This is a genomic window from Streptomyces sp. NPDC107654 (genome assembly GCF_055639035.1).
In genome coordinates, this window is the sequence record NZ_JBVKBI010000004.1 from 368,457 (window position 1) to 392,770 (window position 24,314).

The 24,314-nt window shown below is 69.1% G+C and carries 21 protein-coding genes; 14 read left to right on the top strand and 7 right to left on the bottom strand.

Annotated features, from left to right (window positions below; all coding sequences use genetic code 11):
• The first annotated feature begins 242 nt into the window (after positions 1-242).
• The 6 genes from ACZ7N4_RS09955 (at position 243) to ACZ7N4_RS09980 (ending at position 6,863) form a co-directional block, all read left to right on the top strand.
• Positions 243-1,283: an ABC transporter permease gene (locus ACZ7N4_RS09955; protein WP_471355845.1), complete on the top strand. Its 1,041-nt coding sequence runs from the start codon at positions 243-245 to the stop codon at positions 1,281-1,283.
• A gap of 102 nt (positions 1,284-1,385) precedes the next feature.
• Positions 1,386-3,182: an ABC transporter substrate-binding protein gene (locus ACZ7N4_RS09960; protein ID WP_471355847.1), complete on the top strand. Its 1,797-nt coding sequence runs from the start codon at positions 1,386-1,388 to the stop codon at positions 3,180-3,182.
• Positions 3,183-3,278: 96 nt separating this feature from the next.
• The gene (locus ACZ7N4_RS09965; RefSeq protein ID WP_471355849.1) at positions 3,279-4,256 is read left to right on the top strand and encodes an ABC transporter permease; all 978 of its coding nucleotides are present in this window, start codon (positions 3,279-3,281) and stop codon (positions 4,254-4,256) included.
• A gap of 14 nt (positions 4,257-4,270) precedes the next feature.
• The gene (locus ACZ7N4_RS09970; protein ID WP_471355851.1) at positions 4,271-5,338 is read left to right on the top strand and encodes an ABC transporter ATP-binding protein; all 1,068 of its coding nucleotides are present in this window, start codon (positions 4,271-4,273) and stop codon (positions 5,336-5,338) included.
• A 13-nt stretch (positions 5,339-5,351) separates the two neighbouring features.
• A complete protein-coding gene (locus tag ACZ7N4_RS09975) occupies positions 5,352-6,479 on the top strand; it encodes an ABC transporter ATP-binding protein (RefSeq protein ID WP_471355853.1) in 1,128 nt (375 codons plus the stop codon).
• Positions 6,480-6,515: 36 nt separating this feature from the next.
• Positions 6,516-6,863 carry a VOC family protein gene (locus tag ACZ7N4_RS09980; protein WP_471355856.1) on the top strand — a complete coding sequence of 116 codons (348 nt, stop codon included), beginning with the start codon at positions 6,516-6,518 and terminating at the stop codon, positions 6,861-6,863.
• A gap of 79 nt (positions 6,864-6,942) precedes the next feature.
• On the opposite strand, the gene ACZ7N4_RS09985 is transcribed toward ACZ7N4_RS09980, so the two are convergent.
• The 6 genes from ACZ7N4_RS09985 to ACZ7N4_RS10010 form a co-directional block, all read right to left on the bottom strand.
• On the bottom strand, positions 6,943-7,683 hold the full coding sequence (locus ACZ7N4_RS09985; RefSeq protein WP_471355858.1) for a class I SAM-dependent methyltransferase: 741 nt from the start codon (positions 7,681-7,683) through the stop codon (positions 6,943-6,945).
• Positions 7,684-7,869: 186 nt separating this feature from the next.
• Positions 7,870-8,928, bottom strand: coding sequence for an ABC transporter ATP-binding protein (locus ACZ7N4_RS09990; protein ID WP_471355860.1), 1,059 nt, complete (start codon positions 8,926-8,928; stop codon positions 7,870-7,872).
• Positions 8,929-8,954: 26 nt separating this feature from the next.
• The gene (locus ACZ7N4_RS09995; protein WP_471355862.1) at positions 8,955-9,980 is read right to left on the bottom strand and encodes an ABC transporter ATP-binding protein; all 1,026 of its coding nucleotides are present in this window, start codon (positions 9,978-9,980) and stop codon (positions 8,955-8,957) included.
• Between the two features lie 10 nt (positions 9,981-9,990).
• Complete coding sequence (locus ACZ7N4_RS10000; protein WP_471355865.1) at positions 9,991-10,971, bottom strand: ABC transporter permease; 981 nt, start codon at positions 10,969-10,971, stop codon at positions 9,991-9,993.
• Between the two features lie 84 nt (positions 10,972-11,055).
• Entirely contained in the window at positions 11,056-12,837 is a 1,782-nt protein-coding gene (locus ACZ7N4_RS10005; protein ID WP_471355867.1) for an ABC transporter substrate-binding protein, read from the bottom strand.
• 78 nt (positions 12,838-12,915) lie between these two features.
• A complete protein-coding gene (locus ACZ7N4_RS10010) occupies positions 12,916-13,944 on the bottom strand; it encodes an ABC transporter permease (protein ID WP_471355869.1) in 1,029 nt (342 codons plus the stop codon).
• 490 nt (positions 13,945-14,434) lie between these two features.
• Here ACZ7N4_RS10010 and ACZ7N4_RS10015 point away from each other — a divergent pair, with 490 nt between their 5' ends.
• The 5 genes from ACZ7N4_RS10015 to ACZ7N4_RS10035 all read left to right on the top strand — a co-directional run bounded on the left by ACZ7N4_RS10015 (position 14,435) and on the right by ACZ7N4_RS10035 (position 20,191).
• Positions 14,435-16,063 (top strand): peptide ABC transporter substrate-binding protein, encoded by a 1,629-nt coding sequence (locus ACZ7N4_RS10015; protein ID WP_471355871.1) that lies wholly within the window; start codon positions 14,435-14,437, stop codon positions 16,061-16,063.
• A gap of 6 nt (positions 16,064-16,069) precedes the next feature.
• Complete coding sequence (locus tag ACZ7N4_RS10020) at positions 16,070-16,990, top strand: ABC transporter permease (protein ID WP_471355875.1); 921 nt, start codon at positions 16,070-16,072, stop codon at positions 16,988-16,990.
• On the top strand, positions 16,983-17,972 hold the full coding sequence (locus ACZ7N4_RS10025) for an ABC transporter permease (RefSeq protein WP_471355877.1): 990 nt from the start codon (positions 16,983-16,985) through the stop codon (positions 17,970-17,972). Before ACZ7N4_RS10020 ends, ACZ7N4_RS10025 begins: the two co-directional genes overlap by 8 nt.
• A 184-nt stretch (positions 17,973-18,156) precedes the next feature.
• Positions 18,157-19,140 (top strand): ABC transporter ATP-binding protein, encoded by a 984-nt coding sequence (locus ACZ7N4_RS10030; RefSeq protein ID WP_471355879.1) that lies wholly within the window; start codon positions 18,157-18,159, stop codon positions 19,138-19,140.
• The gene (locus ACZ7N4_RS10035; protein ID WP_471355883.1) at positions 19,124-20,191 is read left to right on the top strand and encodes an ABC transporter ATP-binding protein; all 1,068 of its coding nucleotides are present in this window, start codon (positions 19,124-19,126) and stop codon (positions 20,189-20,191) included. Before ACZ7N4_RS10030 ends, ACZ7N4_RS10035 begins: the two co-directional genes overlap by 17 nt.
• 126 nt (positions 20,192-20,317) lie before the next feature.
• Here ACZ7N4_RS10035 and ACZ7N4_RS10040 read toward each other — a convergent pair whose 3' ends face one another.
• Positions 20,318-22,450: a S9 family peptidase gene (locus tag ACZ7N4_RS10040; RefSeq protein WP_471355886.1), complete on the bottom strand. Its 2,133-nt coding sequence runs from the start codon at positions 22,448-22,450 to the stop codon at positions 20,318-20,320.
• A gap of 173 nt (positions 22,451-22,623) precedes the next feature.
• Between ACZ7N4_RS10040 and ACZ7N4_RS10045 the strand changes: the two genes are divergently transcribed.
• The 3 genes from ACZ7N4_RS10045 to ACZ7N4_RS10055 are packed head-to-tail and all read left to right on the top strand — an operon-like array spanning position 22,624 to position 24,140.
• Complete coding sequence (locus tag ACZ7N4_RS10045; protein ID WP_030346161.1) at positions 22,624-22,818, top strand: hypothetical protein; 195 nt, start codon at positions 22,624-22,626, stop codon at positions 22,816-22,818.
• A gap of 60 nt (positions 22,819-22,878) precedes the next feature.
• Positions 22,879-23,745, top strand: a complete 867-nt coding sequence (gene mshB, locus ACZ7N4_RS10050; RefSeq protein WP_471355889.1) for an N-acetyl-1-D-myo-inositol-2-amino-2-deoxy-alpha-D-glucopyranoside deacetylase — start codon at positions 22,879-22,881, stop codon at positions 23,743-23,745.
• Positions 23,742-24,140, top strand: coding sequence for a DUF6113 family protein (locus ACZ7N4_RS10055; RefSeq protein ID WP_471355892.1), 399 nt, complete (start codon positions 23,742-23,744; stop codon positions 24,138-24,140). Before mshB ends, ACZ7N4_RS10055 begins: the two co-directional genes overlap by 4 nt.
• Positions 24,141-24,314 lie beyond the last annotated feature (174 nt).

Genomic DNA, 24,314 nt, shown 5'->3' on the forward strand with positions numbered 1-24,314 from the left:
AGCCGCGTAGCGCTCGGGTCAATGGGTCTCGCGCTGTGGGGACAGCGCCGACTCACGAGCACCAGGGGGTGTCTGACCCTCCGTCAGGGGTGTCGGAGGGTGGACGGAAACCCCCTCTCATCGGTGAACACGTGAAGTCATGAGGAGGGAACCCCAGTAACTACGCGCGTCCGACTGCGGTCACGCGCGTCCTCGGAGTACGCGGGCACCTCTCACACTCATACCTGTGAAACGGACGAACCGTGACAAGTCCTATCGACATGGAGGGCGGCGGGACTTCGGTCGTCGTCGACGGCGCACCCGGGCCGGAGACGACAGCCGAAACCGTCACGCTCACGGGCCGGTCCCCCGGCCAGCTGATGTGGCTGCGCTTCAAACGCGACCGCACGGGCGTCATCTGCGCCGTGGTGGTGATCGGCTACTTCCTCATCGCCCTGCTCGCCCCGCTGCTCGCGAAGCTCCCGGGCACCGACCCGTACACCCTGTACGGCCAGGATCCCACCTACGCCGACAAGCCCGTCCTCGACGAATTCGGGCTTCCGCTCGGCTACTTGGGGGGTGTCTCGGGAGACCACTGGTTCGGCGTCGAGCCGCAGTACGGCCGCGACCTCTACGCCATGCTGCTGTACGGCATGCGCACCTCGCTGTACATGGCGCTCGGCATCACCGCCCTCATCATGGTCACCGGTGTCGTGATCGGTCTGATCGGGGGGTACTTCGGCGGACGCACGGACTACTGGATCGGCCGTGGCACCGACTTCTTCCTTTCCTTCCCGCAACAGCTCTTCTTCATCGCCTTCATGCCCGTCGTGACCTCGTTCTTCGTGGATCCCCGCGAGGCGACACCGACCTACTTCCGCGCCCTGGCCATGCTGATCGTGCTGTGGCTGCTGGGCTGGATGGGCATGGCCCGGCTGGTGCGGTCGACCGTACTGTCCCTGCGCGAAAGGGAGTTCGTGGAGGCGGCCAAGGTCTCCGGGGCCTCGCCGTGGCGGATCGTACGCAAGGAGATCCTGCCCAACGTCGTCACCCCGATCCTGGTGCAGTTCACGTACCAACTGCCCAGCACCATCCTCAGCATCGCCTTCCTGTCCTTCGCGGGCGTCGGGTTCGTCGAGCCGACACCCGACTGGGGACGTCTCTTCGCCGCCGGCGCGCGGTACGCCGAGCAGGACCCGGCGTTCATGTTCTTCCCGGGGGTGGCGCTGGTGATCTTCGTCCTGTGCTTCAACCTCCTCGGGGACTCCGTACGGGACGCGTTCGACCCCAAGTCCGGGCGATAGGTCGTCCGTTGGGTGGGGGGTGGCTGCCGCCCCCGTCGGCCCCAGCCGGCCGGCGCCCGGCAGATCTCACGGATAACAACGACAGGTAGGTGGATTCGCCACATGATGTCTCATCGCGCCCGCGGAGCGCGTGCCGTCGTGATCGCCATTACGGCCGGCTCCCTCGCTCTCACGGCCTGCTCCAAGAACGAGGGCGGAAAGTCCGGCAAGGACTCCAGGAAGGACCAGAAGGAGGCGGCGGTCCAGTCGAAGGCGGTCACCTACGCCGACGCGGCCGGATCGACCGGCCCGGCCAAGGAGGTGCCCGGCGCCAAACCCGGCGGCACGATCACGGTGTACCAGGAAGCGGGCCTGTCCCACCTGGACCCCGGCCAGATCTACGTCTCCGACGCCGGCCAGGTCGCCAACCTGCTCTTCCGCCGCCTGACCCAGTTCCAGGAGGACGACAAGGGCGACGTGTCCGTCGCCGGTGACCTCGCCACCGACTCCGGCAAGGCCACCGACGGCGGCAAGACCTGGACGTTCACGCTGAAGGACGGGATCAAGGACGAGAACGGCAACCCCATCACGTCGTCCGACGTCCGGCACAGCATCGAGCGCCTCTACGCGAAGTTCATCTTCGACGGTCCGACCTACCTCCAGACCTGGCTGAGCGGCGCCGACTACCGCAAGGACCTGCCCGGCGGCGGCTTCGACGGCAAGCACCTGCCGGCCTCGGTGCTGGACACCCCGGACGACAAGACCGTCGTCTTCCACTTCGACCAGCCGCGCCCCGACCTGCCGCAGACCCTCGCCATGGCCGGCTACGCCGTGGTCCCGGCGAAGGGCGACACCAAGGAGCGGTACGAGAAGAAGCCGGTCGCCACCGGCCCGTACAAGATCGCAGAGAACAAGGCCGGCAAGATCCTGAAGCTGGTGAAGAACACCAACTGGGACCCGAAGACCGACTCCGTGCGCCACCAGTACGTCGACGGCTTCACCATCCAGTTCGGCGTCACCGAGTCCACCCAGACCAAGCGCCTGATCGCCGACGAGGGCGACAACAAGAACGCCATCCAGCTCACCAACGGCGTCGAGGCCACCCAGATCCAGGACGTCATCAACAACCCCGACGCCAGCAAGCGCACGGTCAAGGGGTACCAGCCCTACGTCATGACGCTGACCTTCAACCTCGACCGGGTCAAGGACAAGAAGGTCCGCGAGGCCGTCACCTACGCGGTCAACTCCAAGTCCCTCATCGCCGGCGAGGGCGGCGCCTACGGCGGTGACGTCGCCCCGAACTACTTCGCGCCGACGCTCCCCGGCTACGAGGCGGGCTACGACCCCTACGGCCGGCTGAAGACCCCGCAGGGCAACGTCGCCAAGGCCAAGGAGATCCTCGGCGGTGTCCCGGCCGGCGCGAAGAAGCTCGTCTTCGCCTACCCCAACAGCGAGGCCGGCCAGAAGCGCAAGGTCGCCATCGAGGACGCGCTGGAGAAGGTCGGCTTCGACGTCGTGGCCAAGGAGGTCGACTCGGCGAGCTACTACGAGCAGATCGGCAAGCTGAAGAACCCGTACGACATCTACATCACCGGCTGGGGCCAGGACTGGCCGTCCCCTGGCACGGTCGTCACACCGATCTACGACGGCTCGCAGGTCGCCGACGGCTCCTCGAACTACTCGCACGTCAAGGACGACAAGGTCGACGCCCTCATCAAGAAGGCGCTGACCCAGCAGCCGACCGAGGCCGCCAAGACCTGGAAGGAAGCCCAGCACTACCTGCTGGAGAACGTGATCCCGGCGGCTCCGCTGTGGTACACGAAGCAGTTCCAGATCTCCGGCTCCCACGTGGGCGGTGCCCGCTACGGCTCGGTGTCCAGCCTCATCGACATCAACAGGCTGTACCTGAAGTCGTCGTGATCCGCGGCTGACGACGGGGGTGCGCCCGAAAGCGGGCGCGCCCCCGCTCCGAGCGCACTCCACCCACCGTCTGTCGCAGAGAGCAGCCAGCCCGCCATGCTTCAGTTCATCCTCCGGCGCGCGGTCGGCGCCTTCGTCACGCTCTTCCTCATCGGTGCGGCGACCTTCTTCCTCTTCGTGGCCGCGCCCTCCGACTACGCCTCCCTGGCCTGCGGCAAGGACTGTTCGCCCCAGCGGCTGGCGGACATCCGCGAGGCCCTCGGGCTCAACCTGCCCCTGGCCCAGCAGTTCTGGGACTTCATGTCCGGCATCGTGACAGGCCGCGACTTCCCGACCGGACACTGCTCGGCGCCCTGCCTCGGGGTGTCCTTCTACTCGGGGGACATGGTCTGGAGCACCATCATGGACCGGTTCCCGCTCACCCTCACCCTGACCGCCGGCGGTGCGATCGTCTTCCTCCTGATCGGCGTCGGCACGGGCATGATCGCCGCCTACCGGCGCGGCACGATGGTCGACAAGGTGGCCACCGGCGCGTCCATGGTGCTCAGTTCCTTCCAGATCTACTTCCTCGGCCCGGTCGTGCTGACCATCCTCGTCTACAGCACTGGCTGGATGGAGGACCCCAAGTACGTCCCCTTCACCCAGGACCCGGTCGGCTGGTTCGTCGGCATGTCCATCCCGGTGTGCGTGATGGCCACGATCTTCACCGCGCAGTACACCCGTATGGCGCGCTCCTCCATGATCGAACAGCTCGCCGAGGACCACGTCCGCACCGCACGGGCCAAGGGCATGTCGCGCAAGTACGTCTTCCTGCGCTACGCCTGGCGCGGCTCGCTCATCCCGATCGTCACCGTGCTCGGCATCGACGTCAGCTCCATGCTGGGCGGCGCCGTCGTCACCGAACTGACCTTCTCCCTGCAGGGGATCGGCCGGCTCGCGGTGGACGGCGCGGTCAACAAGGACCTGCCGCTGACGATGGGGGTCATGCTCTTCGGCGCCTTCTTCATCCTCGCCATCAACATCCTGACCGACATCACCTACGCGTGGATCGACCCCCGCATCCGGCTCTCCTAGGAAGAACCAGCCACGTGACCACAGTGACCAAGGCCGAGGGCGCACCGGCCCCGACCGGGCCGGACGGATTCCTCTCGGTGCGCGATCTCCAGGTGACGTTCTCCACCGAGGACGGACCCGTCAAGGCCGTCGACGGGCTCTCCTTCGACCTGCACCGCGGGAAGACCCTCGGCATCGTCGGCGAGTCCGGCTCGGGCAAGTCGGTCACCAACCTGACGATCCTCGGGCTGCACGACCCGCTGTTCACCACGGTCGACGGGGAGATCGTCCTCGACGGCAAGGAACTCATCACCGCCACCGAGAAGGAGATGGAGAAGCTCCGCGGCAACCGGGTGGCGATGATCTTCCAGGACCCGCTCACCGCGCTGTCGCCCTTCTACACCATCGGCCGGCAGATCGCCGAGCCGTACATGAAGCACACCGGCGCCTCGAAGAAGACCGCCTGGGAACGGGCCGTGGAGATGCTCGCCAAGGTCGGCATCCCCCATCCCAAGGAGCGCGCCCGCGACTACCCGCACCAGTTCTCCGGCGGTATGCGCCAGCGCGCGATGATCGCCATGGCGCTGGTCTGCGACCCGGACCTGCTGATCGCCGACGAGCCGACCACGGCCCTCGACGTGACGGTCCAGGCCCAGATCCTGGACCTGCTCAAGGACCTCCAGCGGGAGTTCGGCACGGCGATCGTCTTCATCACCCACGACCTCGGCGTCATCGCCGACATGGCCGACGACATCATGGTGATGTACGCGGGCCGGGCGGTGGAGCGCGGCACGGTGGACGAGGTCCTGCGCTCACCGCAGCACCCGTACACGTGGGGGCTGTTGAACTCCATGCCGCGGCTGGACTCCGACCTCGGCACCCCGCTCTCCCCGATCCCGGGCGCCCCGCCCTCCCTGCTGACCCCGCCGTCCGGCTGCCGCTTCCACCCCCGGTGCACCTTCCGGGACCGCGTCGGCGGCGACCGCTGCGTCACCGAACGGCCGCTCCTGGCACCGGCACCGGACCGTTCCTCGGCGTGCCATCTCGGCACGGAGCAGAAACGCACCATCTTCGTCGAAGAGATCAGGCCCCGACTGGGCTAGGAGGACAACCGCCATGAAAGAGGACCTGGTCCTCCCCACCACTCAGGAGACCCCCGCGGACGCGGTACAGGAGCCGCTGCTCGCGGTCTCCGGCCTGGTCAAGCACTTCCCGGTCAAGGGCGGCTTCCCCATTCGCCGTACGGTCGGCGCGGTCCAGGCCGTCGACGGCCTCGACCTGACCGTGCACGCGGGGGAGAGCTTCGGCCTGGTCGGCGAGTCGGGCTGCGGCAAGTCGACCACCGGCCGGCTCATCACCCGTCTGCTGGAGCCCACCAGCGGCACGATCACCTACCGCGGCCAGGACATCAGCCACGCGAACCGCAGGCAACTCGCCCCGATCCGCTCCGAGATCCAGATGATCTTCCAGGACCCGTACTCGTCGCTGAACCCGCGGCAGACGGTCGGCAAGATCATCGCGGGTCCGATGGAGATCAACGGCATCAACCCGCCCGGCGGCCACGAGAAGCGCGTACGCGAACTCCTGGAGACCGTGGGTCTGAACCCGGAGCACTACAACCGCTTCCCGCACGAGTTCTCCGGCGGCCAGCGCCAGCGCATCGGCGTGGCCCGCGCCCTGGCGCTGGAGCCGAAGCTGATCGTGGCGGACGAGCCGGTCTCGGCTCTGGACGTCTCGATCCAGGCGCAGGTGGTCAACCTGCTCCAGCAGGTCCAGAAGGACCTGGGCATCGCGTTCGTCTTCATCGCCCACGACCTGGCGATCGTGCGCCACTTCTCCCAGCGCGTGGCCGTCATGTACCTGGGAAAGATCATCGAGGTGGGCGACCGCGACTCCATCTACACCCGCCCGCGCCACCCCTACACCCACGCCCTGCTGTCCGCCGTCCCCGAGGTGACCCTGACGGAGGGGGAGACGGCCGGGCGCGAGCGCATCCGCCTCGCCGGCGACGTACCGTCCCCCATCTCCCCACCCTCCGGCTGCCGCTTCCGCACCCGCTGCTGGAAGGCCCAGGAGAGGTGCGCGACCGAGGAACCGCCGCTGGTACAGCTCTCCGGCAACCGCACCGCCCACCTGACGGCCTGCCACTTCCCGGAGGACCCGACGACGGAGGCCCGGGAGGAGGACATCGTGCTGGATCCGGCGTTGTCGGCGTTGGAGGAGGGCCAGGCCGACCGGGGCTAGTGTGTGCGGCACCTTCCTTCCTGATTGGAGTAGTAGATGGCCGTTCGCCGTGTCGTGCCCAACATCCGGTCGGAAGCCGCCAGGGAGAGCCGGGAGTTCTACGGCCTGCTGGGTTTCGAGGAGGTCATGAACCACGGTTGGATCATGACGCTTGCGTCCCCGTCCAGCCCGGGAGCGCAGATCAGCGTGATGACGAGCGACAAGACTGCGTCTGTCACCCCCGACCTGAGCGTCGAGGTGGACGACGTGGACGCGGCTTACGCGGTCATGCGGGCGAGCGGTGCGGAGATCATCCACCCCTTGCAGGACGAGGAGTGGGGCGTGCGCCGGTTCTTCGTCCGCGATCCCAGCGGGCGGGTGGTCAACGTACTGGGGCACAGCTGACGGCCCATCCCCGTGACTCCGGTCAGGAACGCGTCAGGAGGTCGCTCGGCACGGGGATGCCGCCTGGCGGACCTGACGGTCAGGCCCGCCCGGCCACCGTGATGATCTCCGGGGACGCCGGAGTCAGCGGACCCCGCGCCCAGTCACCGTACTGCTCGGACACCGTCAGGCCCGCCTCCGTCAGGAAGGTGTTCAGGGCGGCGGCGTCCAGGAAGCGGAGGGTGCTGTGGTGGACCTGGGGGGTGGGCCAGCGGGGGCCGGCGTAGGTCTCGGTGAAGTGCACGCGGTCCGGGGCGGGGGCGTCGGGCTGGACCTCGTGCCACACCCGCACCGGTGTGCCGTCGGCGGCGGTGATGTCGTGTACGCGGTCCGGTGTCCAGCGCTCCCACGGGCGGGCGGCGGGGTTGCGGGTCTCGAAGACGAAGCGGCCGCCGTCGCGGAGGGCGGAGCGGACGGCGTGCAGACAGGTCCGGATGTCGTCGTCCGTCAGCAGTTCCTGGAAGGCGTGCCCGGTCATGACGACGAGGTCGAAGTCCTGCTCCCACCGCCGCACCCGCACATCACCGAGGACCCACTCGATGTCCGGTCGGGCCCGGCGTGCCTGGACGAGCATCGCGGCGGCCGGATCGAGTCCCATCAGCCGCCCCCGGTGCCCCTCGGCCCGGGCCCGCCGCAGTAACCGACCGGTGCCGCAGCCGATGTCCAGCACGGACCCGGCCTCCCGCAGCAGACCGAGGTAGAAGTCGTCCCCCGGTCCCCAGGGGTTGAGGCGGTCGTAGAGCGCGGCGAGCGAGAGGTCGGCAAAGACGTGATCCACCACCGCGGCAGTCTGACACAGGTTGCTGAACGGTGTGTCAGGAAAGCGGGACCCCGTACACAGAAAAAAGAGGGCCCGTGCCTTGGGGAGGCGCGGGCCCTCGTCCCCGGGACCGGACGTTCATGGGCTCGGGTCAATGGGCCGGTGAAAGTCCGCTCCGCAAGGGGGCGGCTGACGGAAAGGGGTGTGTCAGGCCGCCGCCTCGGGGTTCTTGGTGAGACCGTCCTTGGAGAGGCGCGGAGCGGGGACGGTGTCCGTCGTCTCGGGGTAGTGGCACGCCGTGAGGTGGCCCGGCTTGTTGCCCGCCGCCTCCACCAGAGGCGGCGCCTCCGTCGCGCACTTCTCGGTCGCCTTCCAACACCGCGTGCGGAAACGGCAGCCGGACGGCGGGTTGATCGGAGACGGCACGTCACCGTTCAGCCGGATGCGCTCCCTCGGCTCCTCGTCCACCGTCGCCTCGGGGACGGCGGACAGCAGGGCCCGCGTGTAGGGGTGGCGCGGGTTGTTGTACAGGTCGTCGCGGTCGGCGATCTCCACGATCTTGCCCAGGTACATCACCGCGACGCGCTGGGAGAAGTGGCGCACGATCGCCAGGTCGTGGGCGATGAAGACGAACGCGATGCCCAGGTCCTTCTGCACCTGCTGGAGCAGGTTGACCACCTGCGCCTGGATCGAGACGTCCAGAGCCGAGACCGGCTCGTCCGCCACGATCAGCTTCGGTTCCAGGGCGAGCGCCCGGGCGACGCCGATGCGCTGGCGCTGGCCGCCGGAGAACTCGTGCGGGAAGCGGTTGTAGTGCTCCGGGTTCAGACCCACGGTCTCCAGGAGTTCGCGCACGCGCTTCTCGTGGCCGCCGGGCGGGGTGATGCCGTTGATCTCCATCGGGCCCGCGATGATTTTGCCGACCGTCTGCCGCGGGTTCAGCGAGGCGTACGGGTCCTGGAAGATCATCTGGATCTCGGAGCGGATCGGCGCCAGCTGCTTGCGGCCGGCATGCGTGATGTCCTGGCCGCGGTAGGTGATCCGGCCGCCGGTCGGCTCCAGCAGGCGCGTGATCAGCCGGCCGGTGGTCGACTTGCCGCAGCCCGACTCGCCGACGAGGCCCAGGCTCTCGCCCTCGGCGACCTGGAAGTCCAGGCCGTCGACGGCCTGCACGGCGCCGACCGTCCGCTTGATGGGGAAGCCGCCCTTGATCGGGAAGTGCTTGGTGAGCCCGGAGACGTCCAGGAGGGGGGTGGTGCTGCTCATGGTGGTGAAGTCCCGTCTGAAATCCGTCAGTGGGTGCGGCCGGCGGCGTAGTCGGTGAACAACTCGCGCTTCTGCTCCGGCGTCAGGTGGCAGGCCGCACCCCGGCCGTCCGTGACCTCCAGCGCGGGGCGCTCGCTGGAGCAGCGCCCGCCGGACACCTTGTCGGCGAACGCGCAGCGGGGGTGGAAGCGGCAGCCGGACGGCGGGTTGAGCAGCGAGGGCGGCGAGCCGGGGATCGGCGACAGCGGTACGTCGACCGGTCCGTCCAGTGCCGGCATCGAACCGAGCAGCCCCAGCGTGTACGGGTGCTGCGGGTCGCTCAGGACTTCCTTCTTCGTCCCGCGCTCCACGCACCGGCCGCCGTACATCACCAGCACGTCGTCCGCGATGTCCGCGATGACGCCCAGGTCGTGCGTGATGAAGATGATCGCGGTGCCGAACTCCTGCTGGAGGTCCTTCAGCAGGTCCATGATCTGCGCCTGGACCGTCACGTCGAGGGCCGTGGTCGGCTCGTCGGCGATGAGCAGCTCGGGGTCGCAGACCAGCGCCATGGCGATCATCGCGCGCTGGCGCATACCGCCGGAGAACTGGTGCGGGTAGTCGTCCACCCGGGTGTCCGGCTGCGGGATGCCGACCCGGCGCAGCATCTCGATGGCGCGGACCCGGGCCTCGCGCTTGGTGCAGCCGGTGTGCTTCCGGTACGTCTCGCCGATCTGCGCGCCGATCGTGTGGTACGGCGACAGGGAGGCCAGCGCGTCCTGGAAGATCATCGACATCTTGTTGCCGCGGAGCCGCTCCATCTCCTTCTCGGTGGCGGTGATCAGCTCCTTGTCGTCGAGCAGGATCTCGCCGTCGAGGGCGGTGTTGCGCGGGTCGTGCAGGCCCATGATCGCCATGTTGGTGACGGACTTGCCGGAGCCGGACTCGCCGACGATGCCGAGGGTCTTGCCCTTCTCCAGGTCGAAGGAGAGCCCGTCGACGGCCTTGACGATGCCGTCCTCGGTGGAGAAGTGCACCTTGAGGTCGCGGACGGAGAGGAAGGGGGTGCTCATGGGTCTCTCCTTAAGCGAGGCGCACGCGCGGGTCGATCAGGGCGTAGACGGTGTCCACGATGATGTTGAAGACGACGATCGCGCCGGCGGCGACCAGCACGACGCCGAGCAGCACCGGCAGGTCGTTGTTCTGGACCGCCTTCACCGAGAGCATGCCGAGGCCCTGGAGGCTGAAGGTCGACTCGGTGATGATCGCGCCGCCGAGCAGCACACCGAGGTCGAGGCCGAAGATGGTGACGATCGGGCCCATGGCGCCGCGCCAGGCGAACCGGAAGAACACCCTGCGGCGGGACAGGCCCTTGGCGCGGGCGGTGCGGACGTAGTCCTGGCTGAGCGACTCGACCATCTGGGAGCGCGTCATACGCGTGTAGTTGGCGGTGAAGATCAGCGACAGCACCAGCCACGGCACCAGCAGGCCGGAGAACCACTTGCCCGGATTGTCCGTGAACGGCGTGTAGTTGGCCCGGTCGAGCAGGTGCATTTGGTCGACCAGGAGGTAGGTGGCGAAGACACCGACGACGTAGATCTGCATCGAGGACGCGACCAGCGAGGCGGAGCTGGCGATCTTGTCCAGGGGCTTGCCCTGCTTGACGGCGGCCAGCATGCCGGTGCCGACGCCGAAGATCAGGAAGACGACAGCGGCACCCAGGGACAGGGAGACGGTGGTGGGGAAGCGGTCCAGGATGGTGTCCAGCACCGGCTCGCGGCTCTGGAAGGAGAAGCCCAGGCAGGGAGCGTCGCAGTGTCCGAACGAGCTGTAGTCCCGCCCCACGAACAGGCCCTTGAGCCATTCCCAATACTGCAACGGGAGCGGGTCGGAGATCGCCAGGTTCTTCCGCACCAGGGCCAGGGTCTCAGGGGTGCAGACCTTGCCGCACGCGATGCGGGCGGGGTCGCGCGGAGCGGCGTAGAACAGGACGAACACCAGGGCACTGATGATCAGCAGGATCACCGCGGCGCCGAGGATCCGGCGAACGAGGAAGCGGAACATGGCAGTTGGGATTTCCTGACGGATGCCGTAGGGGGGTGAGACGGCGGGGCGGCACCTGTGCCGCCCCGCCTAGGGGGCCGTACGTCAGGCCTTGACGAAGGTCTTGTACAGCAGGGTCGCGGAGAAGTTCGGGTCGAACTGGGCGCCGCCGACCTTGTTGCCGTAGACGTAGAAGCGACGCTGGAACGTCTCGGGAATCATCGGAGCGACCTCCTCCATGATCCTCTTGTCCAGGGCGGCCCAGGCCTTGCCGGCCTCCTGCTGGTCCGGGATGACGGCGTTCTTCTTGATGGCCTCGTTGATCCAGTCGACGTCGGTCTGCGACACGTTGTTCTTGCCGTTGCCGATCGCGTCGCCGTCGAACAGGGGCTGGACCATGGTGTACGCGGTGGGCCAGTCCGGGGACCAGCCGCCCCACATCACGTCGTAGCTGTTGTCGATCTGCTGGATCTGGTCGTAGTACGCCGTGGACTCCAGCGGCTTGATGACCGGGGTGAAGCCCGCTGCCTTCAGGGCGTTCTCGATGACGACCTTCGTCTTGTTGTAGGTCGGGTCGTTCGGGAAGGCGTAGACGATCTTCTGGCCTTCCTTGCCGGCCTCCTTCAGCAGCTTCTTCGCGGCCTCCGGGTCGCCCTGCGGCTTCTTCAGCTTGTTGTACACATCGGTCTTCTCGTAGCCGATGATGTCGGGGCTGAGGATCGAGGTCGCGAAGTCACCGGCGGACGGGCCGCCGTAGACCTGCCGGATCTGCTGCAGCGGCCAGGCGTGGATGAGGGCCTGGCGGACCTTGAGGTCCGTGACGCGCTTGGTGTTGATCCAGTAGAAGTAGGTGCCGGTGATCAGACCGTTGAAGGTGCGCTTCTTCAGGTCCGGGTCGGTGAGGACCTTCTGGATGCGCTCGGCGGGCACACCCTTGTAGATGGAGACGCCGTAGGCGTCGTCGCCCTGGGAGGCGATGAGGCGGTCCACGCCGTCCAGCGTCTCGACACCGAAGCGGAACTCGAAGCCGTCCGGGTAGGCGTTGCGGATCGAGTCGGTCTTCGGGTCCCAGTGCTTGTTGCGGATCAGCACCATCGACTTGTCGGTGGTGTGGGCCTTGATCTTGTACGGACCGGCGGCGACCGGCTTCTTGTCGTACTTCTCCTTGGTGTCCAGCTTCACCGGCACCGCGGCGTAGGAGTGCATGGCCAGGGTGAAGTTGAAGTCGGGCTTGGACTCGGCCAGCTTGAAGGTGATGGTCCGCTTGGCCTTGTCGGTGACGATCGAGTCGAGGTGCTTGCCCTTGTACGGGCCCTCGTACGCATCACGCCACTTGCCGCCCTTGCCGGTCAGCGCACGCTGGGCGTAGTCGGCGCCCTCGGTGACGAACGGCGCCCAGGCACGCTCGAAGCCGTGGCGGACGTCCTCGACGGTCAGCTCGCTGCCGTCCTCCCACTTCAGACCCTCCTTCAGCGTGAAGGTCCAGGTCTTGTTGTCGTCGGAGGCCTTGCCGGTGTCGGTGGCCAGGTCGCCGACCAGCTTCTGCTTGCCCGACGCGTCGATCTTGTAGCCGGTCAGGCAGCGGTGCAGCAGCAGCGCGACGGTGGAGTTGTACGCGTAGTAGATGCGCTGCGGGTCCAGGTGCGAGAAGTCGTCCGGGGCCAGGCCGTGGATCGTGCCGCCCGTCTTCGCGCCGGGGATCTCCGGGGCCGGGCCGGTGGAGTCGGCCGCGGTGCCGACGGTGACCTTGGCACCGGTGTACTCCGTGGCGCCGGCACTCGGGGTGCCGCTGCCGCCCGCGTCACCGCTGCTGCACGCGGACAGCACCGTGCTGCCCGCGGCCGCGACAGAGGTGGCGATCAGGAAGTTTCTGCGGGAAAAGGACATGGCTGGCCTGTTCTGCTGAAGGAACGAAGTGGTGCTGGACCCCGGCCGGGCCCCGTCGCCGTGGCCGGGGATGACGCGTCAGCGCTTGGTCTTGGGGTCCAGGGCGTCGCGGACCGAGTCGCCGAGCAGGTTGAAGGCGACCACGAAGATCACCATCGACAGACCCGGGAAGAGCATGAAGGTGATGTCGTCCTGGTAGTACTTGGCACCGTTCTGGATCATCACGCCCCAGTCGGGGGTGGGGTCCGAGAGGCCGACGCCGACGAAGGCGAGGCCCGCTTCCGCCGTGACGTACGTGGGGAGCAGGAGCGTGGACTGGATCAGGATCGGCGTCCACAGGTTGGGCAGCAGTTCCTTGAAGATGATGCGGGCCGGGGAGGCGCCGGTGACCTTGGCCGCCTCGACGAACTCCCGCTCGCGCAGGGCGAGGACCTCGCCGCGCAGCAGTCGGGCGATGGAGGCCCAGCCGAAGGCCGTCATCACCAGGATGAGGCTGGTGACGATCAGCCAGACCGGCGTGTTCTCCTCCGGCGACACGAAGATCGCCATGACCACGGGCCAGAAGGCGATGAAGAACAGTGTCTGCGGGAACGCCAGCAGGATGTCGATCACGCGGCTGACGAGGTAGTCCGTCTTGCCGCCCAGGTAGCCGGCGGTGATGCCGATGACGACGCCGAGCAGGGTCGTCAGAAGTGCGGCGACCGCCGCGATCAGCAGCGAGTTGCGGATGCCGTAGAGCAGGAAGGTGAAGACGTCCCGGCCGAGCACTGGCTCGACACCGAACCAGAAGTCGGAGCTGATGCCGCCGTTGGGCTTGATGGGGAAGTTGAACTCGTTCAGCAGGCCCGGGGTGTTCATGCCGTAGGTCGTGTACGGGTCCTTGCCGTACAGCTTGGCTATGAGCGGCGCGAGGATGCCGATGGCGAAGAAGAAGATCACCACAAAGGCGGATATGACGCCCGTCCGGTCCCGCTTGAAGCGGGTCCAGGCCAGCCGTCCCGGAGAGCGGCTTTCGCTGCCCTTGGGGGTGCCGAGCTTCGCCGGTGCGGCGCTGTCCTCGTCGGCCACCTCAAGTGGGGCGGCCGGGGAAGGGGTTGCGGGGGTCATGATGCTCCGTGCCTTGTGGGTCAAGGCTCCGCAGGGCGCTCCCCTACGGGCTACGCCGGACTTTTTCAACGCAATTCATTCAAGGTCAATAAATTCTCGACCGCCTTGGTTTTCTCTTTACCTTCTTTGCTCTCCCTTGATCGTTCCGTAGCTACGCGGGTAGCACGCCGTAATCAATCCGTGCTTCACATCGGGCCAATGGGGCTAAACGGGCAAGGAGTTCGATATGCGGACGGTGGAGTATCGAAATGCGTACATCGCCGCGTCTCAATCCAACGTTTCAGCATCGTTGCGTGAAGATCTATTGCGCCCGGCGCCCAAGATCATCAGTGCGACGGGCGGGTCGTGCCTGCATTCGGATGACCTGCCCCTCTGAAGATGGCTCAATCAGGCGGTGTGCATGAAATATGCACGGTATGTGTCTATATGACCGATAGTCGGTCTCCGCTCAGGGGCGGAAGTCGGTCCCGGCTCAGGGAGGAGGCACGCCATGCGGGGCAGCGCGCACGTCCGATGGGCCGTCGGCGCGGTGGTGACGGCGCTCGCGGCCACCGCCTGCGGGGGCGCGGGCTGGAGCGGGGGCGGGAACGGCGGGGCCGTGCTCACCTCCTCCTGGGGGGATCCGCAGAACCCGCTGGAGCCGGCCAACACCAACGAGGTCCAGGGCGGCAAGGTCCTCGACATGATCTTCCGCGGGCTGAAGAAGTACGACCCGAGGACCGGCCGGGCCCAGGACTGGCTCGCCCGGTCCATCGAGACCCGGGACTCGCGGAACTTCACCATCCGGATCAAGCGGGGCTGGACCTTCTCCAACGGCGAGCAGGTGACCGCCCGGTCCTTCGTGGACGCCTGGAACTACGGGGCGAGTCTGCGCAACAACCAGAAGAACGCCTACTTCTTCGGCTACATCGACGGGTACGACCAGGTCCACCCCGACAGCGGCGGGCAGCGCGCCGACACGCTCTCCGGACTGAGGGTCGTCGACGACCACACCTTCACCGTCCGGCTCAACCAGAAGTTCTCGGGCTTCCCCGACACCCTCGGCTACGCCGCCTTCGCCCCGCTGCCCCGGCTGTTCTTCACCGACCACGCGGCCTGGGTGAACAAGCCGGTCGGCAACGGGCCGTACGCGATCGCGTCCTACACGAAGGGCGCCCAGATGTACCTGAGGAGATGGGACGGCTACCCGGGCCCCGACAAGGCGCGGAACGACGGCGTGACCCTCCTCGTCTACACCGACAGCAACACCGCCTACACCGACCTCCTGGCCGGCAACCTCGACCTCGTGGACGACATCCCCGCCGCCCAGCTGAAGAACGTCAAGGGGGACCTCGGCGACCGCTACATCAACACGCCGGCCGGCATCATCCAGACCCTCGCCTTCCCCTACTACGACAAGGCCTGGAACCGGCCGGGCATGGAGAAGGTCCGCACCGGTCTGTCCATGGCGATCAACCGCAGGCAGATCACCGACACGATCTTCCGCGGGACGCGGACCCCGGCCACCGACTGGACCTCCCCGGTGCTCGGCACGGCCGGCGGCTACAAGGCGGGGCTGTGCGGCACGGCCTGCGACTACGACCCCGCCCGGGCGAAGAAGCTGATCAAGGAGGGGGGTGGGATCCCCGGCGGCCGGCTCAGCCTCACCTACAACGCGGACACCGGCTCGCACAGGGAGTGGATCGACGCGGTGTGCAACTCCGTCAACAACGCGCTGGGCGACGACAAGGCCTGCGTCGGCAATCCCGTCGGCACCTTCGCCGACTTCCGCAACCAGCTCGGGCGGCACAAGATGACCGGTCCGTTCCGCGCGGGCTGGCAGATGGACTACCCGCTCATCCAGAACTTCCTCCAGCCGCTCTACTACACGGGCGCGTCCTCCAACGACGGCAAGTGGTCGGACGAGGAGTTCGACCGGCGGGTGAACCAGGCCAACGCCGAGACGGACAGCGCCAAGGCGGTCGTCCTCTTCCAGAAGGCCGAGGAGGTGGTGCGCGACTCCATGGCCGCCATCCCGCTCTGGTACCAGAACGGCAGCGCCGGCTACTCCGACCGGCTGTCCCACGTGGCGCTCAACCCCTTCAGCGTGCCCGTCTACAACGAGATCAAGGTCGGCTGAGCCGCGATGGGACGCTATGTCGCCCGGCGGCTGCTCCAGATGGTCCCGGTGTTCGTCGGGGCCACGCTGCTGATCTTCCTGATGGTGAACGTGATGGGCGACCCCGTCGCCGGGCTGTGCGGGGAGCGGGCCTGCGACCCGGCGACGGCCGCCCAGCTGCGGAGGGAGTTCGGCCTCGACAAGCCGCTGTGGCAGCAGTACGTCACCTACATGGGGAACGTCTTCACCGGAGACTTCGGTACGGCGTTCAACGGACAGCCGGTCACCGAGCTGATGGCGACGGCGTTCCCGGTCACCGTCCGGCTGACGGTGGTGGCCGTCCTCTTCGAGATCGTCGTCGGCATCACGCTGGGCGTCGTGACCGGGCTCCGGCGCGGCCGGCCGGTCGACACCGGGGTGCTGCTGGCGACCCTGGTCGTGATCTCCGTACCGACCTTCGTCACCGGTCTGCTGCTCCAGCTGCTGCTGGGGATCAGATGGCAGTGGATCAGGCCGTCGGTGCGCAGCGGCACCCTCGACGAGCTGATCGTGCCCGGCCTGGTCCTCGCCTCCGTCTCGCTCGCCTACGTCACCCGGCTGACCCGCACCTCCATCGCCGAGAACAAGCGGTCCGACTACGTCCGCACGGCCGTCGCCAAGGGCCTGCCCCGGCGCCGGGTCGTCACCCGGCACCTGCTGCGCAACTCCCTCATCCCCGTGGTCACCTTCATCGGCACCGACATCGGCGCGCTGATGGGCGGCGCGATCGTCACCGAGCGGATCTTCAACATCCACGGCGTCGGCTACCAGCTCTACCAGGGCATCCTGCGCCAGAACACCCAGACGGTCGTCGGCTTCGTGACCGTGCTCGTCCTCGTCTTCCTGGTCGCCAACCTGCTCGTGGACCTGCTGTACGCCGTACTCGACCCGAGGATCCGCTATGCCTGAGCAGCCGTACGAGCCCGAGCGCGCGATCGCCGGCACCGGCATGGGCGGCGCGATGGACCTCGCGGCGAGCGAGGCGACCACGCTGGAGGGGGCACCGGGCCAACCGGAGGGCGCCGGGCCGGCCGCCTCCGGCGAACGGGCGCGCTCGCTGTGGTCCGACGCCTGGCGGGACCTGCGCCGCAACCCGGTGTTCCTCCTCTCCGCCCTGGTCATCCTCTTCCTCGTCCTCATCTCCCTGTGGCCCTCGGCGATCGCCTCCGGCAGCCCCCTGACCTGCGACCTGGCGAAGGCCCAGGACGGCCCGGGCCCCGGCGCGCCCTTCGGGTACGACGGACAGGGCTGCAACGTCTACACACGGACCGTCTACGGCGCCCGTACGTCCGTCACGGTCGGCCTGTGCGCCACGCTCGGTGTGGCCCTGTTCGGGTCGGTGCTCGGCGGCCTGGCGGGCTACTTCGGCGGCGTCTGGGACGCGGTGCTGTCCCGGCTCACCGACATCGTCTTCGCCATCCCGGTCGTCCTCGGCGGTCTCGTCCTCCTCTCCGTGGTGACCTCCACTACGGTCTGGCCGGTCATCGGGTTCATGGTGCTGCTCGGCTGGCCCCAGATCTCCCGCATCGCGCGCGGCTCGGTCATCACCGCCAAGCAGCACGACTACGTCCAGGCCGCCCGCGCCCTCGGCGCCTCCGACACCCGCATTCTGCTGCGGCACATCGCCCCGAACGCCGTGGCCCCCGTCATCGTCGTCGCGACCATCGCGCTCGGCACCTACATCGCCCTGGAGGCGACCCTGTCCTACCTCGGCGTCGGCCTCAAACCGCCCAGCGTCTCCTGGGGCATCGACATCTCCGCCGCCTCCCCGTACATCCGCAACGCCCCGCACGCCCTGCTGTGGCCCTCCGGCGCCCTCGCGGTGACCGTGCTGGCCTTCATCATGCTCGGCGACGCGGTCCGCGACGCCCTCGACCCGAAGCTGAGGTGACGGCGCGGATGCTGCGGGAAGAGCGAAGCACGTGCGGCGAATCCGGGGCCGGGGGCGGTGGTGCGGGCAGGCACCCGGCTGTGCTCCCCGGGCGCGTCGGTGTCGGTGTCGGTGCCGGCTCCGGTGGTGCGTCCGGTCACGTGGTCCGTGCCGGTTTCCGCGCGGAGGCGAGGTGATGGCGGGCATGCTGCTCGACGTGCGGGACCTGCGGGTGGAGTTCCGGACCCGGGACGGCGTCACGCGCGCCGTCGACGGGGTCGGCTTCGGGGTGGACGCGGGGGAGACGCTGGCCGTGCTCGGGGAGTCCGGGTCGGGGAAATCCGTCACCGCGCAGGCCGTGATGGGCATCCTGGACACCCCTCCGGCGCGGATCACGGGCGGGCGGATCCTGTTCCAGGGGCGGGACCTGCTGACGCTGAAGGAGGAGGAGCGGCGGAGGATCCGGGGCGCCGGGATGGCGATGATCTTCCAGGACGCGCTGTCCGCCCTCAACCCCGTCATGACCGTCGGCGACCAGCTGGGCGAGATGTTCGTCGTCCACCGGGGCATGTCGCGCAAGGACGCCCGGGCCAGGGCGGTGGAGCTGATGGAGCGGGTGCGCATCCCGGCCGCCGCGCAGCGGGTGCGGGACTACCCCCACCAGTTCTCCGGCGGCATGCGCCAACGCATCATGATCGCCATGGCGCTGGCCCTGGAACCCGCGCTCGTCATCGCCGACGAGCCGACCACCGCCCTCGACGTCACGGTCCAGGCCCAGGTCATGGACCTGCTGGCGGAACTGCAGCGCGAGTACCGCATGGGGCTGATCCTCATCACCCACGACCTCGGCGTCGTCGCGGACGTCGCCGACCGGATCGCGGTGATGTACGCGGGCAGGATCGTCGAGTCCGCCCCCGTCCACGACATCTACAAGGCCCCGGCCCACCCCTACACCCGCGGCCTGCTGGACTCCGTCCCCCGGCTGGACCAGAAGGGACAGCAGCTCTACGCCATCAAGGGCCTCCCGCCGAACCTGGCGCACGTCCCGCCCGGCTGCTCCTTCCACCCCCGCTGCCCGCTCGCCCGGGACGTGTGCCGCACCGACGAGCCCCCGCTGTACGCGGTGGACGAGAGCCGGGGCAGCGCCTGCCACTTCTGGAGGGAGTGCCTGCATGACCACGACCACTGAGCCGATCCTGGAGGTCAGCGGCCTGGTCAAGCACTACCCCCTGACCCGGGGCGTCCTCTTCGGGAAGCAGATCGGCGCGGTGAAGGCCGTGGACGGCGTCGACTTCACGCTCGGCCGGGGGGAGACCCTGGGCGTGGTCGGCGAGTCGGGCTGCGGCAAGTCGACGGTGGCGAGGCTGCTGTGCCACCTGGAGCGTCCGACGGCCGGCTCCATCCGGTTCAAGGGCGAGGACATCACCCGGCTGTCCGGCCGCGCCCTGAAGGCCGTACGACGGAACATCCAGATGGTCTTCCAGGACCCGTACACCTCGCTCAACCCGCGCATGACGGTGGGCGACATCGTCGGCGAGCCCTACGACATCCACCCGGAAGCCGCCCCCAAGGGCGACCGGCGCCGCCGGGTGCGGGAGCTGCTGGACGTGGTCGGCCTCGACCCGGAGTACGTCAACCGCTACCCGCACCAGTTCTCCGGCGGCCAGCGCCAGCGCATCGGCATCGCCCGGGGCCTCGCGCTGCGTCCCGAGATCATCGTCGCCGACGAACCGGTCTCCGCGCTGGACGTCTCGGTCCAGGCCCAGGTGGTCAACCTGCTCGCCCGGCTCCAGTCGGAGTTCGAGCTGTCGTACGTCTTCATCGCGCACGACCTGTCGATCGTTCGGCACATCTCGGACCGGGTCGCGGTGATGTACCTGGGCCGGATCGTGGAGACCGGCCGCGACAGCGAGATCTACGACCATCCGACCCACCCCTACACCCAGGCCCTGCTCTCCGCCGTGCCGGTTCCCGACCCGGAGGTCCGTGACCGCCGGGAGCGCATCATCCTCACCGGTGACGTGCCCTCCCCGGCGGCCGTCCCCTCCGGCTGCCGCTTCCGCACCCGGTGCTGGAAGGCGCGCGAGCGCTGTGCCCGGGAGGTCCCGGCGCTGGCCGTCCCGGAGGCCTTCCGCGACACCTCCGGCCCGGCGGCGCACGCCTCGGCGTGCCACTTCGCCGAGGAGCGGCGGGTGGTCCCGCCGGAGGAGCCGCGGCCGAACGGCAACGGGCCGGGGTGACATGGTGCACCCCGGCCCGTACACGGCACCCGCACGGCCGTACGCTGACCAGCCTCGCGTGTCCGTATATCGGTACGGCTTCCGTGAAGTTGCCTGCGTGTTAACGCGGTTGTGCGGTGGCGCGGTTCACGCCCGGCCGCCCGGCCGGGGCAGGGAGCGCCGGAGGAAGTCCAGCTGGAGCAGGAGCAGGTTCTCCGCGACCGTCTCCTGCGGGGTCATGTGGGTCACCCCGGACAGGGGCAGCACCTCGTGCGGGCGGCCGGCGGCCAGCAGGGCGGAGGACAGGCGCAGCGAGTGGGCGACGACCACGTTGTCGTCCGCCAGCCCGTGGATGATCATCATCGGGCGGTGCGGCTCGGCCGGGTCGACCAGCCCCGCGTCGTCGATCACCGAGTTCCGGCGGTAGACCTCCGGCTGCTCGTTCGGGTCGCCGAGGTAGCGCTCCTGGTAGTGGGTGTCGTACAGCCGGAGGTCGGTGACCGGCGCGCCGACCACGGCGGTGTGGAAGACATCCGGGCGGCGCAGCACCGCCAGTGCCGCCAGGTAGCCGCCGAAGGACCAGCCCCGGACGGCCACCCGGTCGAGGTCCAGCGGGTACCGCTCGGCGAGCGCGTGCAGGGCGTCGACCTGGTCCTGGAGGACGACGTCCGCCAGGTCGTCCCGGACCGCCTTCTCCCACGCCGGCGAGCGGCCCGGGGTGCCCCGGCCGTCGGCGACGACCACCGCGAAGCCCTGGTCGGCGAACCACTGCGAGGTCAGGTGGGCGTTGTGCGCGGCGGCCACCCGCTGGCCGTGCGGGCCGCCGTAGGGGTCCATGAGGACCGGCAGGGGAGTGTCATCGGGGTAGTCCCGTGGCATAAGCACGGCGCATGGAATTCGGCGTGCGCCCCCCTGGATCAGGGTCACCCTCGGGGACAAACCCGGATCTTCGGCGTACGACCGGACAGTCGTCGTCGCTTTCCCGTCACACAGCACCTGCGCCCGCGCCCCCGGCCGGTCCAGTGCGGCGGACACCAGGACGGTCACGTTCCCGGAGCGCACCGCCGAGTGCACGCCGGGCTCCTGCGACAGGCGCTCCACGCCCAGTTCGTTCACCCGGTACACATGGACTTCGCCAATCTCCGGCGCCTCGGCCTCCGGACCGGAGGAGGCGGAAACCAGTACGTCCTCCGGGCCCACGTCCAGAACGGCCCGAATGTGCAACTGGCCGCTGGTCAAAGGCCGTTCGCCGACCGTCAGCACCCGTGCGCCGGCCTCGTCCGCGATGCGGACCAGCTGCCCGGAGGGGCTCCAGCAGGGCACACCAGCGAAAAGTTCCAGCCAAGTTGGATCTTCGTCGGCGTGCACCATCCGGGTGGCCCCGGACTCCGGGTCCACGGCCAGGAAGAGCTGGCTGCGCTGATCCCGCGCCTGCACCAGCAGCAGCGGCGCCCCCGCCTCTGACCAGTGCACACGCGCCAGATACGGATAGCGCGTACGGTCCCAGACCACCTCGGTGCGGGTCCCGTCCAGTCCTTGTACGTACAGACGCACGTCCGCGTTCGGAGTGCCCGCCGCGGGGTACCGGATGTTGAGTGGCTCACGCTCCGGGTGGGCCGGATCCGCGATCCACCACCGCCGCACCGGCGTGTCGTCCACGCGCGCCACGAGCAGCCGGTCCGACCCCGGCGCCCACCAGAAGCCCCGCGAGCGCCCCATCTCCTCGGCCGCCACGAACTCCGCGAGGCCGTAGGAGACGTCCGCCGACTCCGGCTTTGCCAGCGCCCGGTCGCCGTCCCCCTCGGCGCCCACCACCCTCAGCGCACCCCCCGCCACATACGCGACGTGCCGCCCGTCGGGAGACGGACGCGGGTCGATCACCGGTCCGGGGACGCGGAGTTCACGCGCCGTACCGGCCCGCAGCTCCGCTGTGAAAAGCCGCCCTGACAAGGCGAAAGACGCCAACTCCACGGCACCGTCGGTGGCGAGGCCGACGATGCCCGCCCCGCCCTCGCGACTGCGCTCGCGGCGCGCCCGCTCCTCGGCCGAGAGCTCTTCGGAGGCGCCCTGGAGCAGCACGCGCGGGTCGGCCGCGAGCCGCTCCGTGCCCTCCGGGAGATCCAGTACCCACAGGGAGTTGGCCCGGTCGGTGCCGGAGCCGGAACGCAGGAACGCGACACGCGAACCGTCGGGCGCCACGGTGAACGCACGCGGCGCGCCGAGCGTGAACCGCTGGGTCCGGGCGTACCGACGGGGGAAGGAGTCAGCCTCGGTCGTCATACCCCCGACCATATTGGCCATGCGCCCCCTTGTGCGGCTGTGCGCCGACCGATGCGCGAGTACGGATAGTTATGATCACTACCGCAGAGTGGGTATGAACCTGCTGGCGTCTGCATGGATTTGCTCAACTGATCTAGAACCCGCGTCCCTGGGATCTTTGGAGGTGAGCCGCCGTGGCACTCTCGATTTCGGCGGTTGTGCTGCTGGCGATCATCGTCTTCCTGCTGATCAAGAAGTCGGGGCTGAAGGGCGGCCACGCGGTCGTCTGCATGCTGCTCGGCTTCTATCTCGCCTCCTCGACGGTCGCTCCCACGATCAGCGAGCTGACGACCAACGTCGCCAGCATGATCGGCAGCATCAAGTTCTGACGGCCGCCGTCCGGGCCGCCGTCCCGGGGACCGGCACGGGGACCTCGTAGGGTGGTCCCCATGACGGAACTGTCCTCCCGGCGCCTTCTCCTGGTGCACGCGCACCCGGACGACGAGTCGATCAACAACGGCGCGACCATGGCCAGGTACGCGGCCGAGGGTGCCCGGGTGACGCTGGTCACCTGCACCCTGGGGGAGCGGGGCGAGGTCATCCCGCCGGAGCTGCGGCACCTGACGGGCCCGGCGCTGGGCGCCCACCGGCGCGGCGAGCTGGCCGCGGCCGCCGCCGCGCTCGGCGTCGGGGACGTCCGGCTGCTCGGCGGCGCCGGGCGGTACGGCGACTCCGGGATGATGGGCCTGGCCGACAACGACGACCCCGACTGCTTCTGGCAGGCCGACCTCGACGAGGCCGCCGGCCTGCTCGCCGAGGTGATCCTGGAGGTCCGCCCGCAGGTCCTCGTCACCTACGACGACCACGGCGGCTACGGCCACCCGGACCACATCCAGGCCCACCGCGTCGCCATGCGCGCGGTCGACCTCGCGGCCGAACGCGGCCACCCGGTCGCCAAGGTGTACTGGAACCGCGTCCCGCGCTCCGTCGCCGAGGCCGCGTTCGCCCGCCTCCGGGACGAGCTGCCCGCTCTGCCGTTCGACAAGGGCGCCGACCTGGACGACGTACCCGGCGTGGTGGACGACGAGCGGATCACCGCCGCGGTCGACGGCACCGCCCACGCCGCCGCCAAGGCCGCCGCGATGCGCGCCCACGCCACCCAGATCGAGGTGGCCGAACCGTACTTCGCGCTCTCCAACGCACTCGCCCAGCCCCTGTTCACCACCGAGTACTACGAGTTGGTGCGCGGCCCGGGGCAGCGCGGGGAGACCGACCTGTTCGCCGGCCTGGACCTCGGCCCCGGGGAGGCGTCGTGAGCGGCGGCGGAAACGGCTCCCTGCTCGCCCAGCCGCTCCGCCCGCCCTCCGCCGGCCGGGCCCTCGCCCACCTCGGCCTGCTCCTGCTCGGCGCGGTCACGGGCCTCGCCGGGGCCCTGGTGCAGGCCGCCTGGTTCCCCGGCGGGCTGCTGCTCGCCCTCGCGGGCGCCGCCGGACTGTTCCTCGGCGGGGGGTACGCGACCGCGAGCCGGGGCGGGGCGGTCGCGCCGGCGGCGGGCTGGATCGTCGCCGTCATCCTGCTCACCACCACGCGCCCGGAGGGCGACTTCCTGTTCGGCGCGGGCGGCGGCTCCTACCTCTTCCTGCTCGGCGGCATGGCCCTCGCTGTGATCTGCGCCACCATCGGCGCCGTACGGCAACCTCGCGGCGACTGAGCCCGACTTGGCAAGTGACGTACCACTTCGCCGTGCGGCGCACGTGCGAGTCCAGTGTGGGTTTCCTCGGCGGTCATGGGATAAGCGCCATAAGTGGCCAGTATGGTGGTGCGCGCCGCCGAGCTGCCCGCGTGAGGTCGTGACGGGCGGCGGAGCCAACCGGGAGAACCTGCC